Below are 16,578 nucleotides of genomic sequence, written 5' to 3'. Positions count from 1 at the left end.
TGCCCGACAACCGTCGGCACACCGCCGCGGCCGCGAGCCCGGCCGCGCCCGGCATCCTCGCCGGGGCCAAGGCCACCGAGGTGGACGTGTCCGCGGTGCTCTCCGGGCCCGGCACGGTGTCCGGTTCGGTGGCGGTCTCCTCCGCCGGACCGCTGAGCGTCGACCCGGCGCGGACCTCCTTCACCGTCGAGTCCAAGTCCCTGCCCGCCACCCACGTGGTGCCGCTGCACGTCTCCGCCCCGGCGGGCACGCCCGACGGCACCTACCCGGTGACCGTCACGGTGAAGCAGGCCGGCGGGCCGACCGCGACCAGGACCGTACCGGTGTCGGTGACGACCGCGGGCTGCCAGGGCAGCAGCGGCTACTGCCCGCAGGACCTGTCCGGTCAGTACGACGTGGACGGGGTGAGCGCGGCGGGCGGCCCCGGCGCGGACTTCGACGGCACCGGCACCAGTTACCCCGCCGAGCAGATGCCGACGCCCGGCACCGGGGTGCTGGCCGGCCGCGCCTACGACTTCCCGGACACCGCGGGCACCGCGAAGAACTTCGTCACCGCCCACGGCCAGACCGTCTCCCTGGTGCCGCGCGCCTACTCGGGGCTCGACGTGCTGCTCTCCGCGCACGGCGGGGACGTCACCTCGACCGCGACGGTGCACTACGCCGACGGCAGCAGCGCGCAGGTCGCGCTGAACGCCACGGACTGGGCGGCCGGTTCCCCGCGGCTCGGCGAGGACATCGCCGTGCACGCCGACAGCCGCTACAACAGCAGCGGCGCGCCGGACGGCGTCGCGGTCAACCTCTGGCACCTCTCCGTCCCGCTGGACAGCGGCAAGACCGCGCAGTCCGTCACCCTTCCCGACAACACGAACCTGGCGCTGTACGCGATCAGCGGGCACAACGCCTGACCGCGGCCGATCGTCCCTGACCGCCGCCTGACCGCCCGTCCGACCGCCGCATACCTGCCGGTGCCCCGCCCGCCCGCGACCCCCGTGCAAGCGGGCGGGGCACCGGTCAGTACCTGGAGCCGTAACCAGAAAGGCAGCACCTCCATGAGAAGTGGCCGATCCCGCCGCACCCTCGCCAGATCACTACTGGCAGCCGCGGTGTCCATGGCCCTGACCGTGCCCGCCGCCGGCCTCGCGCACGCCGCGGGCAGCGGCTCGCACGGTGCGGGCGACACCCCCGCGCCGGCCTTCACCACGTCCTTCGAGTCCGGGCAGCCGCAGCCGACCTGGACCAGCACCTCGGAGACCGACGCCAAGGGCAAGGCGTGGGTCTCCGGCGTGACCGCCGGCAACGTGCCGGTGCTGGCCGGCAGCATCAAGGACAAGATCGCCAAGGTCACGGCGAGTTCGGACAACCCGCCCGACGAGACGGCCGGCAAGGCCGCCGACGAGGACCCCAACACCAAGTGGCTGACCTTCGCCACCACCGGCTGGCTGCAGTACGAGCTGTCCGGCGACGTGACCGTCAAGAAGTACGCGCTCACCTCGGCCAACGACAGCCCGGACCGCGACCCGAAGGACTTCGAGCTGCAGGGCTCGGCCGACGGCTCCACCTGGACCACCGTGGACACCGAGAGCGGCCAGAAGTTCGCCAACCGCTTCTCGTCGGACATCTTCGACGTGGCCCACCCCGGCGCCTACCGCTACTACCGGCTCAACGTCACGGCCAACAGCGGCAACACCGGCTCCACCCAGCTCGCCGACCTCATCCTCTCCGACGGCTCCGCCGCCCCGACCCCGGTGGCCGGCATGACCACCGACGTGGGCAGCGGCCCGTCCTCGGGTCCCGACGTCAAGCCCAACGTCGGCTTCACCGGCGCCAAGGCGCTGGAGTACGCCGGCACCCACACCGCGTCCGGCGCGGTGCACGCCTGGAACAAGCTCTACGACGTGCACATCCCGGTCGCGCGTGACACCCAGCTGTCGTACGACATCTTCCCGGAGCTGACCGGCGGGGACCTGAAGTACCCCAGCACGTACGCCTCGATCGACCTGCACTTCACCGACGGCACGTACCTGAGCCAGCTGCGCAGCAGCGCGCAGGACGTGAACGGCGTCGCGCTCACCCCGCGGGCGCAGGGCGACTCGAAGATCCTCTACGCCTCGCAGTGGAACGCGGTCGCCGCGTCCGTCGGCAAGGTCGCCGCGGGCAAGACGATCGACCGCATCCTGCTCGGCTACGACGACCCGGCCGGCAGCGCGGCACAGGGCGCCGCCACCCAGTTCAAGGGCTGGATCGACGACCTGACGATCGGCGCGGCCCCGGCGGCGAACACCTCCAGGAGCTACGTCGACCACGTGGACACCCGGCGCGGCACCAACTCCTCCGGGTCCTTCTCCCGCGGCAACAACCTGCCGCTGACCGCGGTGCCGAACGGCTTCAACTTCTACACCCCGGTCACCGACGCGGGTTCGGACAGCTGGGAGTACAGCTACGCGGCGCAGAACAACGCCGACAACCTGCCCGAGCTCCAGGCGCTCGGCATCAGCCACGAGCCCAGCCCGTGGATGGGTGACCGCGACCTGTTCCAGGTGATGCCCTCCACGGCCACCGGTACCCCGGACCTGGACCGCACCAAGCGGGCGCTGCCCTTCAAGCACTCCGACGAGGTGGCGCAGCCCGACTACTACGGCGTGACGTTCACCAACGGCCTGAAGGCCGAGATCGCGCCCGCCGACCACTCGGCGATCATGCGCTTCACCTTCCCCGGCAACACCGGTGACCTGCTCTTCGACAACATCGACAACAACGGCGGTCTGACCTTCGACGCCGCCAAGGGCACCCTCGACGGCTACGCCGACCACAAGAGCGGGCTGTCCACCGGCGCCAGCCGGATGTACGTGCACGCCGAGTTCGACCGGACGCCCGGCACGGCCACCAAGACCACCGGAGCGGGCCGCGACAACGTCACCGGCTACGCGCAGTTCGACACCTCCGGCAACAAGGTGGTGACCATGCGCATCGCCACCTCGTTCATCAGCGCCGACCAGGCGAAGAAGAACCTGGACCAGGAGATCCCGCAGGGCACCTCCTTCACCTCCGTGAAGGACCGCGCCGCGCAGGCGTGGAACGCCAAGCTCGGCAAGGTCGAGGTGCAGGGCGCCAGCGACGACCAGCTGACCACGCTCTACTCCGACCTGTACCGGATGAACCTCTACCCGAACTCCGCCTCGGAGAACACCGGGACGAACGCGCACCCGGTGTGGAGCTACGCCAGCTCGTTCTCGCCGCAGGGCCCCAGCTCCCCGACGCAGACCGGCGCCAAGGTCGTCCCCGGCCAGGTCTACGTCAACAACGGCTTCTGGGACACCTACCGCACCGAGTGGCCGGCCTACTCGCTGCTGGAGTCCGACACCGCGGGCAAGCTCGCCAACGGCTTCGTGCAGCAGTACAAGGACGGCGGCTGGACCGCCCGCTGGTCCTCGCCCGGCTACGCCGACCTGATGACCGGCACCAGCTCCGACGTCGCCTTCGCCGACGCCTACGCCAAGGGCGTGACCGGCTTCGACGCCAAGGCCGCGTACGAAGCGGCGGTGAAGAACGCCACCACCGTCTCGCCGAACTCCGGCACCGGCCGCAAGGGCATCGACACCTCCGAGTTCACCGGCTACACCAACACCTCGGTGGACGGCAGCGTCTCCTGGTCGCTGGACGGCTACGTCAACGACTACGGCATCGGCACCATGGCGGCGAAGCTCGCCAAGGCCCCCGGCACCTCCAAGGCCGACCGCGAGCGCTACCAGGAGGAGTCCGCGTACTTCCTGGCCCGCGCGCAGAACTACACCACGATCTTCAACAAGAACGTGGGCTTCTTCGAGGGCCGCAAGGCCGACGGTTCCTGGCGGGTGGCGGACTCGGACTACGACCCCAAGACCTGGGGCTACGAGTACACCGAGTCCAACGGCTGGAACTACGCCTTCACCGTGCCGCAGGACCCGGCCGGCCTGACCTCGCTGTACGGCGGCCAGAAGAGCATGGAGAAGAAGCTCGACACGTTCTTCGGCACGCAGGAGACCGCCCAGGGCGACACCGGGTCGTACGGCGGCACCATCCACGAGATGATCGAGGCCCGCGACGTCCGCATGGGCGAGCTGGGCATGAGCAACCAGCCCTCCTACGGCATCCCGTACATGTACGACTACGCGGGCGCGCCGGCCAAGACCCAGGCGGCGGTCCGGGAGATCGAGCAGCGGCTGTTCACCGGCAGCTCGATCGGCCAGGGCTACCCCGGTGACGAGGACAACGGCGCCACCTCCACCTGGCAGATCTTCAGCGCGCTGGGCTTCTACCCGCTGCAGACCGGCAGCGGCAACTACGAGATCGGCTCGCCGCTGTTCACCAAGGCGACGATCCACCTCGACAACGGCAAGACCATCACCGTCAACGCGCCGAAGAACAGCCGCAGCAACGTCTACGTGCAGTCGCTGAAGGTCAACGGCAAGCCGTACAACAAGGTCTACCTGACCCAGGACCAGCTCTCCAAGGGCGCCGTGCTGGACTTCACCATGGGCGCCAAGCCGTCCACGTGGGGCACCGGCAGCTCCGCCGTCCAGACCTCGCTGACCCCGGCCGGCGGCACCCCGAAGCCGCTCGCGGACACCACCGGGGCGGGCCTGGGCACCGGTTCGGCGGCCGACGGCACCGACGTGTCCGGCCTGTTCGACAACACCTCCAAGACCGCGGTGACCTTCCCGTCCGCGACGCCGCAGATCACCTACGCCTACCAGGGCAGCGGCAAGTCGGCCGAGCAGAAGGCCACCTTCTACACCCTCACCTCCGGCAGCACCGCCGCCCAGGACCCGAAGAGCTGGCAGCTCCAGGGCTCCGACGACGGCGGGAAGCACTGGAAGACCGTCGACACCCGCAGCGGCCAGACCTTCGACGACCGCCTGCAGACCCGTCCCTTCGAGATCGCCCACCCCGGCGCCTACTCGTCCTACCGCCTGGTGGTGACCGCGAACAACGGCGGCACGTCCACCACGCTGTCCGAGGTGGAACTGCTCGCCACATCCGGCGCGAGCACCCACCACTGATCCGCACCCGCCCGAGGCGACGCCCCCGTCACACCCGTGCCGGGGGCGTCGCCGCGTTCCGCTGTCCGGGCGAGCCGCCCGTGCGCCTGAGCGAGGCGGCCGCGCCGCCGGGGTTGACTGGTGTGCACGGCCGGACCAGGGCGTACGACACGGGTGCAGACAGGGAGGCCGGGTGGTCGCGGTGGCTGGCGGCGAGGGCGCCGAGCTGGACTACGCGGCGCTGTTCGCGGCGATGCCGGCGGCCTGCATCGTGCTCGACCGGCAGCTGACGATCGTCGCGGTCAACGAGGCGTACGTCGCGGCCACCGGCAGGGCGGCGGAGGAACTGCTCGGCTCCGGCTTCTTCGACGCCTACCCGCCCGACCCCGGCGACCCGGCCTCGCACGGCGCCGAGGTCCAGCGCAGGTCGCTGGAGGTCGCGCTCACCTCGGGCCGCACCAACATGCTGCTGATGCACCGCTTCACAGTGGCGCGGCCGGACCGGGCCGGCCGGTTCGACCCCCGCTGGTGGAACGTGGTGAACCGGCCGGTGAAGGGCACCGACGGCCAGGTGGAGCTGATCATCCACCAGGTCGACGACGTCACCGAGTACGTCCGCTCCGAGCGGGGGGACGAGGGCGCGGTGGACGACGGCGGGGCGGACGACACCGCCGACGTCGAGGCGCCGCGCGCGGAACTGTTCACCAGGGCAAAGGAGTTGCGGCAGGCCAACGCCCGCCTCCAGGAGTCCGCGCTGCGCACCCGCGATGTCGCGCTGGCCCTGCAGCGGGCCATGCTCGCCACCCCCGACCTTGCCGCGCACCCCGAGATCGCGGTGCGCTACCTGCCGGCGCTGAAGGGCATGAACGCCTGCGGGGACTGGTACGACGTCGTGGACCTGCCCGACGGGCGGCTGGCGCTGTCCGTCGGCGACGTGGTGGGCCACGGCGTGGACGCCGCCAGCGTCATGGGGATGCTGCGCAGCGCGCTGAGCGCCGCGATCCGCGTCGCCGACGGCCCCAACGGCGCCCTGGAGACGCTGGGCCTGTACGCGCGCTCCCACGAAGGCGCGATGGCCACCACCACGTTCACCTGCCAGCTCTTCCCGCACAGCCGGCTGGTGATGTACAGCAACGCCGGCCACCCGCCGCCGGTGCTCATGCACGCCGACGGCAGCCACGACCTACTGGACCAGGCCACCGACCCGCCGCTGGGGGCGCGCCTGGAGCACGTGCCGCGGCCGCAGGCCACCGCGGAGTACCGGGCGGGCGACACCCTGGTGCTCTACACCGACGGCCTGATCGAGCGGCGCGGCGAGGACATCTACACGGGTGTGGGCCGCCTGATCGACGCCATCCGCGAGCTGCGCGCGCTCTCCCCGGACGACCTGGCCGACGGCCTGCTCCCGGCCATGACCGACCCCTCCGGCCAGCAGGACGACATCTCCCTGCTCGTCATCCGGCTTTGACGGGTCCTGTTCGCCCGGTGAGGTTTTTACCCGGGCGGTGGCACCGGGGATGTTTGATTGTGTTTCTTTGTTCGCGCTGTTGACCGAATATTCAACAGGTAGGGACACTTGGCGCCATCCTCCTCTAGTGAAGGGCGTCAGCCATGCCCCGAGTGATGACTCGTGTGTGGAGACTTACCCCGCTGTGGGTGCTGGCCTTGCTGGCCGCGCTGCTGGCCGCGAGCACGGCGCCGGCCCACGCGGACCCCGACACGTCGATCAGCGTGGACGGCGGCCAGAGCGGCCGGACGTTCGACGGGATCGGCGCGATCAGCGGTGGCGGTGGCAACTCCCGCCTGCTGACGGACTATCCGGCCGCCCAGCAGAAGCAGATCCTCGACTACATGTTCAAGCCGGGCTACGGCGCGAACCTCCAGTTGCTGAAGTTGGAGATCGGTGGCGACGCCAACTCCACGGACGGCTCGGAGCCGTCGATCGAGCACACCAAGGGCGCGGTCAACTGCGACGCGGGCTACGAGTTCTGGCTCGCCGAGCAGGCGGTCAAGCGCAACCCGGACATCGGCCTGTACGGCCTGGCGTGGGCCGCGCCCGGGTGGATCAACGGCGGCTTCTGGTCGACCGACACCATCAACTACCTGATCTCGTGGCTGGGTTGCGCCAAGAGCCACGGCCTGGACATCAAGTACCTCGGCGGCTGGAACGAGCGCGGCCACGACGCGGACTGGTACGTCCAGCTCCGCAAGGCCCTTGACGACGCCGGCTACTCCAAGGTGCAGATCGTGGCCGACGACAGCGGCTGGGACGTCGCCGACGACATGGCCAAGGACCCCGACTTCAACAACGCGGTCTCTATCATCGGTGCCCACTATCCCTGCCAGGGGGACGGCGGACCCGCCGACACCTGCTCCAGCACGAAGACCGCACAGGACAACGGCAAGCCGCTGTGGGCCAGCGAGAACGGCTCGCAGGACATGAACACCGGCGCGCCCGCGCTGATCCGCTCCATCACCCGCGGCTACGTCGACGCGAAGATGACCAGCTACTTCAACTGGCCGCTGATCGCCGCGATCTACCCCAACCTGCCGTACTCCACGGTGGGCCTGGCCACCGCCGGCTCGCCCTGGTCGGGCAACTACGGCATCGGCGAGAACACCTGGGCCACCGCGCAGGTCACCCAGTTCGCCCAGCCCGGCTGGAAGTTCGTCGACGCGGGGTCGGGCTACCTCGGCGGCTCGGAGTCGAACGGCAGCTACGTGACGCTCAAGTCGCCGAACGGCAAGGACTATTCGACGGTGCTGGAGACCACCACCGCCACCGCCGCGCAGACCGCGCACTTCACCGTCAAGGGCGGCCTGTCCACGGGCACCGCGCACGTGTGGGCCACCGACGTCGACCAGCCCAGCGCGGCGACGGACTTCGTGCACACGCAGGACATCACCCCGTCGGCCGACGGCACGTACGCGCTGACGATGAAGCCCGGCTACATCTACACGGTCACCACGACCACGGGGCAGGGCAAGGGCACCGCCACCGCCCCGGCCGCGCACGCGCTGAAGCTGCCTTACTCCGACAGCTTTGACAACGATGTCGCGGGCACCGAGGCGAAGTACGTCTCCGACATGCAGGGTTCGTTCGAGGTGCAGAAGTGCGCCGCCGGCCGGCGGGGGATGTGCCTGCAGCAGATGGCGCCGGTCAAGCCGATCGAATGGCAGGACGACTCGGACGCGTTCACCCTGGTCGGCGACCCGACCTGGACGGACTACTCGCTCCAGTCCGACGTCGAACTGGCCAAGCCCGGCACGGTCGAGCTGATCGGGCGCGCGGGCACCCAGAGCCGCCCGCAGTCCCACCAGCAGGGCTACTACTTCCAGATCAGCGACACCGGTGCCTGGACGATCCTGAAGAGCGACGCGGACGGCAACCGCACGGTGCTGAGCAGGTCCGCGACGACCCCGCTCGGCACCGGCAAGTGGCACCGGCTCGGGCTCTCCTTCAGCGGCTCGGCGATCACCGCGTCCGTGGACGGCAAGCAGGTCGGTGTGGCCCACGACAGCAGCTACACCGCGGGCCAGGGCGGGCTCGGCCTCACGTCGTACGACACCGACCAGTTCGACAACCTGTCCTTCCAGAAGACCGGTGGCGACAAGGCCACCGCGGCGCTGGCGGTCACGCCTTCGGCCAAGAGCGTGCAACGCGGCAAGACCCTGACGGTGTCCGCCACCGTGTCGGTGCCGGCCCGCGCGAAGACCGCGGAGGGCGTCAACGTCTCCCTCTCCGCGCCCGGGTTCACCTTCGACGCCCAGCCGGAGGTGTTCGGGGCGATCCGGCCCGGGCAGAGCGCCACCGCCGTCTGGCAGTTGACGGCGCCGACGGACAAGGCGTCGACCGCGACCGTCAGCGCCACCGCGACCTTCGCGCAGGGCGAGGTCGCGCAGTGGCTGCGGCAGGACGCGCAGGTGGCGGTCACCAACCCGCCGCCGCCGACCGGGGTGAACGACGTGAGCGACCTCGACTTCGTCTCGTCCACGAACGGTTGGGGCCCGGTGGAGCGCGACGAGTCGGTGGGCGGCACCAACGCCGGTGACGGCACCCCGATCACGCTCGGCGGCACGGTGTACCCGAAGGGCCTGGGCACCAACTCGATCAGCGACGTGACGATCTATCTCGGCGGCAACTGCTCGAAGTTCACCGCCACGGTCGGCAACGACGACGATGCGGGGACGTCCGGCAGCGACACGTTCAGCGTGCTCGGCGACGGCAAGACGCTGACGGCCACGGGCACCATCAAGGGCGGTGACCCGGCGCAGAAGATCAGCGCCGATCTGACCGGCGTGCAGACCCTCGACCTCGTGGTGGGCGACGCCGGCGACGGCAATGCCTACGACCACGGGGACTGGGCGGCGCCCGTCGTCACCTGCTCCGGCTGAGCGCCCGCGCGCAAGGCGATGCCGGGTGACCCCGGCAACCCGGTCCGGCCGTGCCCACGCGCGGCCGGACCGTCGCGCGTGGCGTGGATGGGCGGTTGCGTTCGGTGCGGCCGAACGGTTGCGTGTGGCGTGGATGGGTGGTTGGGCTCGGTGCGGCCGAACGGTTGCGTTCGGCGCCGCGGGCCATTCGCCCGCCCCCTGGCTCTTTCGCCCGGCGCGAAGCCCTTCGCCCGCCATGTTGCCGCCGCCCGGTGACGCCTTCAACTGCCGCGCTGCCGCCGTACCGTGCGGCATCCACCCGCCGTGCCGGCGCCACTCCTTCACCCGCTGCCACAGCCGCCCCAGCCGGGTGTCACTGCCGCCGCAGCGGCCTCTCCCTCGCGCCTCCCAGCCGGTCGAGTTATGACCGTCCGCTTTATTGACGCTGCATAAGCGCGATGATTCACTTCGTCCCTGAGAGCGCTCTCACGCGGTTCAGGGCCAGCCGCAGTTCTCCTCCCCATCCACCACTTCAGGGAGAGCCGTGTCCGTCATTCCCACGCGCCGTGCCATGCTCCGCGGAGCGGCCGTCGCCGCCGCGGTGCCGCTGGTCGGCGGCATCGCCACCGGTTCAGCCTTCGCCTCGCAGCCCGGCCACGCGAACCCCGGTCACCCGCAGCCCGGTCACGGGGGCGGCGCCGACCTGGGACCGAACGTCCTGGTCTTCGAGCCGTCCATGGGCGACGCGGCGATCCAGGCGAAGCTCGACGCCGTGTTCGCCACCCAGCAGTCCAACCAGTTCGGCACCGAGCGGTACGCCCTGGCCTTCATGCCCGGCAGCTACAACGTCGACGTCAACGTGGGCTTCTACACCCACGTGCTCGGCCTGGGCGACAGCCCGGACGACGTGGTGATCAACGGCCATGTCACCGTCGACGCGCAGTGGTTGGACGGCAACGGCACGCAGAACTTCTGGCGGGCCGCGGAGAACCTGAGCATCGCCCCGCCGGACGGCCTGGAGCGCTGGGCGGTCGCCCAGGCGGGCCCGATGCGCCGCGTCCACGTGAAGGGCGACATGACCCTGTGGCCGAGCCCGCCCGGCAACCAGTGGTCCAGCGGGGGATTCCTCGCCGACAGCGTGGTGGACGGCCAGGTGGACTCCGGCTCGCAGCAGCAGTGGCTGTCGCGCAACGACACCTTCGGCAGCTGGACCGGCTCCAACTGGAACATGGTCTTCGTCGGCACCCAGGGCGCCCCCGCGCAGTCCTTCCCCACGCCGCCCTACACCACCGTCGACCGGACCCCGACCGTACGGGAGAAGCCCTTCCTGACCGCGGACCGGCACGGCGGCTACCAGGTCTTCGTGCCCGCGCTGCGCCGCGACAGCGCCGGCACCACCTGGGCCCACGGCCGGGCCAAGGGCCGCAGCATCCCGCTGTCGGACTTCCACGTGGCCAAGCCCGGCGACTCCGCCGCGGACCTCAACCGGGCCCTTGCGCAGGGCCGGCACCTGCTGCTGACCCCCGGCGTCTACCAGGTGTCCGCGCCGCTGCGGGTGAACCGCCCCGGCACCGTCGTCCTGGGCCTCGGCCTGGCCACGCTCCAGGCCACCCACGGCAACTCCCTGGTGGAGGTCGCCGACGTCGGCGGTGTCACCGTCGCCGGGGTGCTCCTGGAGGCGGCCTCGGCGCACTCCCCGGTGCTGCTGCGGGTCGGCCACGGCCGCAGCCGGATCAGGCACTCCGCGGACCCCACCGCGCTCTTCGACGTCTACGCCCGGATCGGCGGCTCCCTGCCCGGCGGCGCGGGGGTCAGCGTCCAGCTCGACAGCAACGACGTGATCTGCGACAACCTCTGGCTCTGGCGCGCCGACCACGGCCTGGACGGCACGGTCGGCTGGTCGGTCAACCCGGCCGACACCGGCTTCCTCGTCAACGGCGAGCACGTCACCGCCTACGCCCTGGCGGTGGAGCACTACCAGAAGTACGAAGTGGTCTGGAACGGCAACCACGGCCGTACGTACTTCTTCCAGAACGAGCACCCGTACGACGTGCCCACCCAGTCGGCCTGGGTGCACGGCGGTACCAACGGGTACGCCGCCTACAAGGTCGCTGACTCCGTCACCGACCACCTCGCCTGGGGACTGGGGAGCTACTGCTTCTTCAACCTGGAGGCGAACATCTACACCGACCGCGCCTACGAGGTCCCCGACACGCCCGGCGTGGTCTTCACCGACCTGATGACCGTCTGCCTCAACGACGCGGCCGGCGGCGGCATCCTGCACTGCATCAACGGCAGCGGTGACCCGGTCGAGAACGGCTTCGGCACGTACAACATGAAGCGGTACGCGAACGGCGTCGCGACCGTCTGACCGTCGCGACCGCCCCGCGTGGCAGGCCGCCGGTGCGGACCGGGCAGACCCGGTCCGCACCGGCGGCCGTCGGCGTGGGGGAGCGGTCAGCCGGCCGCCGGCCGCGCCCACTCCTCGATGGTGGCGCCGGCCCGGAAGCGCAGTGCGGGGTCGGCGTAGCGGGCGGCCGGCACCGCGTAGAGCGCGTCCACGTCGGCGCGGCGCCGCGGGTACTGCGCGGTGAGGAGGGCGAGTTCGCCCGCGTCGGCGGGCAACGAGGCGGCGGCGAGCAGGAGTCGGGTGGTCGTCTCGTCGGCGCCGGCGTCCTGCGGACCGGTCTGCTGCGAGCCGGGAACGTCCGAACCGGCGTGCGGTGTCGCGCTGTTGGGCGATGCGTCGTTCATGGCGGGGGTCCTTCCGAGGGTGCGGCGCGGGCGCGCCGGGTGCGGGTCGGGGCTGGGCGGTGCGGGCGGTGCGGGCGGTGCCGTGCGGTCAGGCCGGGTACGGTGCCGCGCCGGCCGGCACCCGCAGGTGCCAGTCGGTGGACTGCTGGAAGGCGTCGGCGGCCCGCAGCAGCACCGCCTCGCCGAAGGCGGGTCCGGCGAGTTGCAGGGACAGCGGCAGCCCGGCGGCGGTGAAGCCCATCGGCAGCGCGATGACGGGGTTGCCGACGCTGTCCCAGTACGGCGTGTGGATGAAGCGGAAGAGCGCCTCCACGTCGAGCCGGCCCTCGGCGTCGACCGCCGACTCGTAGGCGGGCGCGCCGACCGAGATGGTCGGGCAGGCGACGACGTCGACCTCGCGGAAGAGCCGGGCCAGCGCGTCCTGGGCGACCCGGCGCACCCGCTGGGCCTGGACGTAGTCGGCACCGGAGACCAGCGCGCCCAGCGCGATGGTGGCGCGGGTGGAGCGGAAGTAGTCGCCCCAGCGGTCGGACAGGTCGGTGCGGTGGTAGGCGAGCGCCTCGCAGGACATGGTGACCATGTCGGCGGTGATCATCTCCGACCAGTACGGCAGCACCGTCTCGACGACGGTCGCGCCGCGCTCGGCCAGCACCGCGGCCGCCGCCTCGAAGGCGGGTTCCACCGCCGGGTCGCTGCCTTCGGGGAAGTGGTGCTCGCGCACCAGGCCGATCCGCAGGCCGGTGAGGTCGCCGGTCAGGGCGGGAGCGGTGAACGGCGCGTCCACGCAGTCCGGGTCGCTGGCGTCCGGGCCGGCCAGCACTTCGAGCACCGCCGCGCAGTCGCGGGCGCTGCGGGCCAGCGGGCCGATGTGGTCGAGGCTGTAACCCAGCGGCACGCAGCCGGACTTGGGCACCCGGCCGAAGGTCGGCATCAGCCCGGTCACCCCGCAGAAGGCGGCCGGGATGCGGATGCTGCCGGCCGTGTCGGTGCCGAGCCCGGCCAGGAACAGCCCGCCGGCCACCCCGGTGCCGGTGCCGGAGCTGGACCCGCCCGGCCAGGTCGCGGTGTCCCACGGGTTGCGCGGCACCGGGAACGGCTTGTCGGTGTCGGGCATGCCGCAGGCGAACTCCATGGTGGAGGTCTTGCCGGTGATCACCGCGCCGGCCGCCTTCAGCCGGGCGACCACGGGCGCGTCCTTGTCCGCACCCCACCGGCGGTCCAGGATCAGGCTCTGCGCGGTGGTCGGGCCCTCCGCCATCGCCAGGATGTCCTTCACGCCGAACGGGATGCCGTGCAGCGGGCCGCGGTCCAGGCCGTCGGCCAGCTCCCGGTCGGCGCGCTCGGCGGTGGCCAGCGCGTAGGCGTCGAGCCGGTGCAGGTACGTTCCGGTCGCCGCGTCCAGCCGGTCGGCGGCGGCCAGCGCGGCCCGGGTGAGGGCGGTCGAGGTCACGGTGCCCTCGCGCAGCGCCCTTGCCGCGTCGGTGAGCGTCACCGGCAGGGCGGTGGCGGCGGTGGTCGTGGCTGTTGTGGTGGTCGTGGTGGTCATGGTGGCAGCTCCAAAGTGCTTGGCGGGAAGGGGAGTTGGCGGCGGCGCGACCGGGCGCGGCCGCGTGTTGGGGCGGCTGCGTGGTGGGGCGGTGAGGTGCTGGAACGGCGGGGTGCCGGAACGGCGCGGCGCGGTGCGGTGCGGCGCTCAGGCGCCGGCCGGCGGCGGGATGTCCACCACGGCCCTGGACATGAACCGCATCCGGTCGCTGCGGGTGTAGATGAACGCCACGTCGAACGGCCGCCCGTCCGGGTCGTAGATGACCTGTTCCATCGCGAGCAGTGGTGCTCCCGGGCGCAGGCCCAGCATGTCGGCGGTGAGCGGGTCGGCCAGTTCGGAGCCGATCACGAACTCCGACTGCCCGAAGGCCGCGCCGGCCGCCGCCATCAGGGCGTACCAGTCCGAGACGAACGGGCTGTCGCCCAGCCGCTCCGCCTCGGGGTAGAGGGCGTAGTTGGTGGCGACGAGCAGCGGTTCCTCGTCGAGCAGGCCGACGTACTCCAGGCGCAGGCAGGGCGTGCCGAGCGGGACGCCGAGGCGTTCGGCGACCGTGCCGGGCACCGGAATCCGGCTGCGGTCCAGCACCCGCGGGCGCATCCGCCGGTCGAAGAGGCCGTTGGCGGTGGGCCGTACCGCGCCGTGCGCCTCGGCCAGGCCGGTGGTCACGGTGGCGGTCACCACGTGGGTGCCGACGCCCTGGGTGCGCTCGATCAGACCGTCGGCGCGCAGCATGGCCAGCGCCTCCCGGACGGTGGCCCGGGACATCCCGTGGCCGGCCATCAGCTCGGACTCGTGCGGGAGCAGGCCGCCGGGGTAGCCGTCGCGCTGGATGGTGGTCCTGATCATGTCCCGCAGCCGGCGCACCTCGTGGACGCGCGCGGTCTCGCGGCGGCCGGGGGAAGGCGGTACGGGTCTCATCCGGTGCCATGCTGGCCGCATCCGGTTGCCGCCGGGTTTCCGGTCCCGCACGAGCGCGTTGCGCTCGGCGGGCGCCGCGGCCGGCGGGTGCGGCGCGCGGTCCGGTTCCAGCGTCGGCTCCAGCGCCGGTTCCGCGTCCGGCTCCGTCTCCGTCTCCGTCATACGTTCCGCGGTCGCGGCCGATGCCCTCACGCCTGGGCCTCCTCGACGGCAGCCTGGCCACCGGCGTGCGCGCCCACCGCGGCCGGATCGTCGCCACCGCGGGCGACCAGGACGGGCATCGCCGGCATGCCGAGCATCGTGGCACCGGCCGGCGGCCGCCAGGCGTTCGGCTTGCAGCGGTCGTGGCAGGCGCCTTCGGTCGAGCAGCACAGCGAGCAGATCGTGCCGCGGTGGAAGGGGCAGGTCGCCAGGTCGGACACGTCGTAGTCGCCGCCGCACACCGCGCACGGCAACTCCTCCGCGCCCGCGGGGAGTTCGCTGAGCCGGGCGATGTACCAGCGGCCCCGGGTCGCGGCGGCGATCAGCGGCGGCAGCACCAGCGCCAGACCGACGGACAGGAACGGCGCCAGCGCCGCCGCGGTCGGGCCGAACACCTTGTAGGAGGCGGTCATCGACACCGCCGCGGCGATCAGCATCGAGCCGAAGCCCACCGGGTTGACGTTGTACAGGTGCGCCCGGTGGAAGACGAGCTGCGGCGGACTCAGCCGCAGCCAGCGCTTGTTGATCACCAGGTCGCTGAACATCGCGGTGATCCAGGCGACGCCGATGTTGGCGTACCAGGTCAGCACCGTGACGATGTGGTGGAAGATGTCCAGCTCCATCAGCACCAGCGCCAGGCCGACCTGGAGGAAGACCCAGGCGGCGCGGCCGGGGTGGCGGTGCAGCAGCCGGGAGAAGAAGTTCGACCAGGACAGCGAACCCGAGTAGGTGTTCATGATGTTGATCTTGAGCTGGGAGAGCAGCACCAGGCTGCCGGCCAGCACCAGCGCCGAGGTGTGGCCGCCGGTCACCCGCTCGAAGACCACCGTGAACAGGTCCACCGGCACCGCGACCACGCTCGCGTCGGCCTTGGTGCCGGCGTAGCCGACCAGCAGCGTGGAGGCGAAGAAGATGGCCACCGCGAACAGCGACATGCCCGGTCCGCCGAAGATCACCGCGAGCCGCCAGCCGCGCTCCCGGCCCGGCTCCGGGTCCTTCATCAGCCGCAGGTAGTCGCCCTGTTCACCGATCTGGGTGGCCAGTGACAGCTGAGCGGCCGCGATGGTGAAGACCGCCAGCACGCCGATCCCGGCCGCCCCCGACGCCGACACGGTGGCCGGCGAGGTCATGTGGTGCCCGGCGTCCGGCGAGGTGATCGCCGCCCCCACCGCCAGGCCGATCAGCGCGACCCACAACGGCCAGGTCCACGCCTGGAACCTGGAGCTGAACGTCATCCCGTACAGCGTCAGCGGGATCATCACCGCGGCCACGAGCACGTACGACAGGTGGATGTCGAGGTGGGTCAGCGCGGTGACCGCCTGCGCCATGATGGCGCCCTCGTAGGCGAGGAAGATCAGCGTGTACGTCGCGTACACCAGCGAGGTGAGGGTCGAGCCGAGGTAGCCGAAGCCCGAACCGCGGGTCAGCAGGTCGATGTCCACGTGCTTGCGGGCGATGGCGAAGGCGAGCACCAAGGTCAGCGGCACCGTCACCGCCGCGGCCACCAGGAAGCCGACCAGCGCGTTGCCGAAGCCGTACGCGTCGACGAAGGCCGCGTCCAGGGCGTACCCCGCCATGGCCGAGATGCCCACCAGGCAGGACAGGAACACCATCCACGGCGACCACTTGCGGAAGGCCGCGGGGGTGAAACGTAGCGAGTAGTCTTCCATCTCCGGGTTGTCGGCCAGGCCCATACCCACCATCTCCTTCGTAGCGGAGCCGTCGCAGGCGGCTTGGCCGGGAAGCTATGAATGGTGTGTTTCGTGC

General features: G+C 71.5%; 8 protein-coding genes. 4 read left to right on the top strand and 4 right to left on the bottom strand.

Annotation, left to right across the window (positions count from 1 at the left end):
• Positions 1–1,049 precede the first annotated feature (1,049 nt).
• The 4 genes from OG896_RS02995 (at position 1,050) to OG896_RS02980 (ending at position 11,763) form a co-directional block, all read left to right on the top strand.
• A complete protein-coding gene (locus OG896_RS02995) occupies positions 1,050–5,039 on the top strand; it encodes a GH92 family glycosyl hydrolase (protein WP_329362115.1) in 3,990 nt (1,329 codons plus the stop codon).
• A gap of 172 nt (positions 5,040–5,211) precedes the next feature.
• Positions 5,212–6,486 carry a PP2C family protein-serine/threonine phosphatase gene (locus OG896_RS02990; RefSeq protein ID WP_329362113.1) on the top strand — a complete coding sequence of 425 codons (1,275 nt, stop codon included), beginning with the start codon at positions 5,212–5,214 and terminating at the stop codon, positions 6,484–6,486.
• A 164-nt stretch (positions 6,487–6,650) separates the two neighbouring features.
• Entirely contained in the window at positions 6,651–9,413 is a 2,763-nt protein-coding gene (locus OG896_RS02985; RefSeq protein WP_329362111.1) for an NPCBM/NEW2 domain-containing protein, read from the top strand.
• A gap of 550 nt (positions 9,414–9,963) precedes the next feature.
• Positions 9,964–11,763 (top strand): adenylyl cyclase, encoded by a 1,800-nt coding sequence (locus tag OG896_RS02980; protein WP_329362109.1) that lies wholly within the window; start codon positions 9,964–9,966, stop codon positions 11,761–11,763.
• Positions 11,764–11,849: 86 nt separating this feature from the next.
• Here the strand turns inward: OG896_RS02980 and OG896_RS02975 are convergent, their stop codons facing one another.
• The 4 genes from OG896_RS02975 to OG896_RS02960 all read right to left on the bottom strand — a co-directional run bounded on the left by OG896_RS02975 (position 11,850) and on the right by OG896_RS02960 (position 16,505).
• A complete protein-coding gene (locus tag OG896_RS02975) occupies positions 11,850–12,146 on the bottom strand; it encodes a hypothetical protein (RefSeq protein ID WP_329362107.1) in 297 nt (98 codons plus the stop codon).
• Positions 12,147–12,234: 88 nt separating this feature from the next.
• Positions 12,235–13,692: an amidase gene (locus OG896_RS02970; RefSeq protein WP_329362105.1), complete on the bottom strand. Its 1,458-nt coding sequence runs from the start codon at positions 13,690–13,692 to the stop codon at positions 12,235–12,237.
• A gap of 147 nt (positions 13,693–13,839) precedes the next feature.
• Positions 13,840–14,772 (bottom strand): GntR family transcriptional regulator, encoded by a 933-nt coding sequence (locus OG896_RS02965; protein ID WP_329362103.1) that lies wholly within the window; start codon positions 14,770–14,772, stop codon positions 13,840–13,842.
• Positions 14,773–14,798: 26 nt separating this feature from the next.
• The gene (locus OG896_RS02960; RefSeq protein WP_329362101.1) at positions 14,799–16,505 is read right to left on the bottom strand and encodes a purine-cytosine permease family protein; all 1,707 of its coding nucleotides are present in this window, start codon (positions 16,503–16,505) and stop codon (positions 14,799–14,801) included.
• Positions 16,506–16,578 lie beyond the last annotated feature (73 nt).

It is taken from the genome of Streptomyces sp. NBC_00669, from assembly GCF_036226785.1.
In the GTDB taxonomy this organism is placed as follows: domain Bacteria; phylum Actinomycetota; class Actinomycetes; order Streptomycetales; family Streptomycetaceae; genus Actinacidiphila.
Note: the sequence above shows the minus strand (reverse complement) of the source record. Positions and strands in the feature narration are given on the sequence as shown.

Excerpts from the sequence above, each read along its gene's own strand:
- OG896_RS02995 (WP_329362115.1), top strand. The coding sequence starts at position 1,050 with ATGAGAAGTGGCCGATCCCGCCGCACCCTCGCCAGATCACTACTGGCA.
- OG896_RS02980 (WP_329362109.1), top strand. The coding sequence starts at position 9,964 with ATGCTCCGCGGAGCGGCCGTCGCCGCCGCGGTGCCGCTGGTCGGCGGC.
- OG896_RS02975 (WP_329362107.1), bottom strand. The coding sequence starts at position 12,146 with ATGAACGACGCATCGCCCAACAGCGCGACACCGCACGCCGGTTCGGAC.
- OG896_RS02970 (WP_329362105.1), bottom strand. The coding sequence starts at position 13,692 with ATGACCACCACGACCACCACAACAGCCACGACCACCGCCGCCACCGCC.
- OG896_RS02965 (WP_329362103.1), bottom strand. The coding sequence starts at position 14,772 with ATGACGGAGACGGAGACGGAGCCGGACGCGGAACCGGCGCTGGAGCCG.
- OG896_RS02960 (WP_329362101.1), bottom strand. The coding sequence starts at position 16,505 with ATGGGCCTGGCCGACAACCCGGAGATGGAAGACTACTCGCTACGTTTC.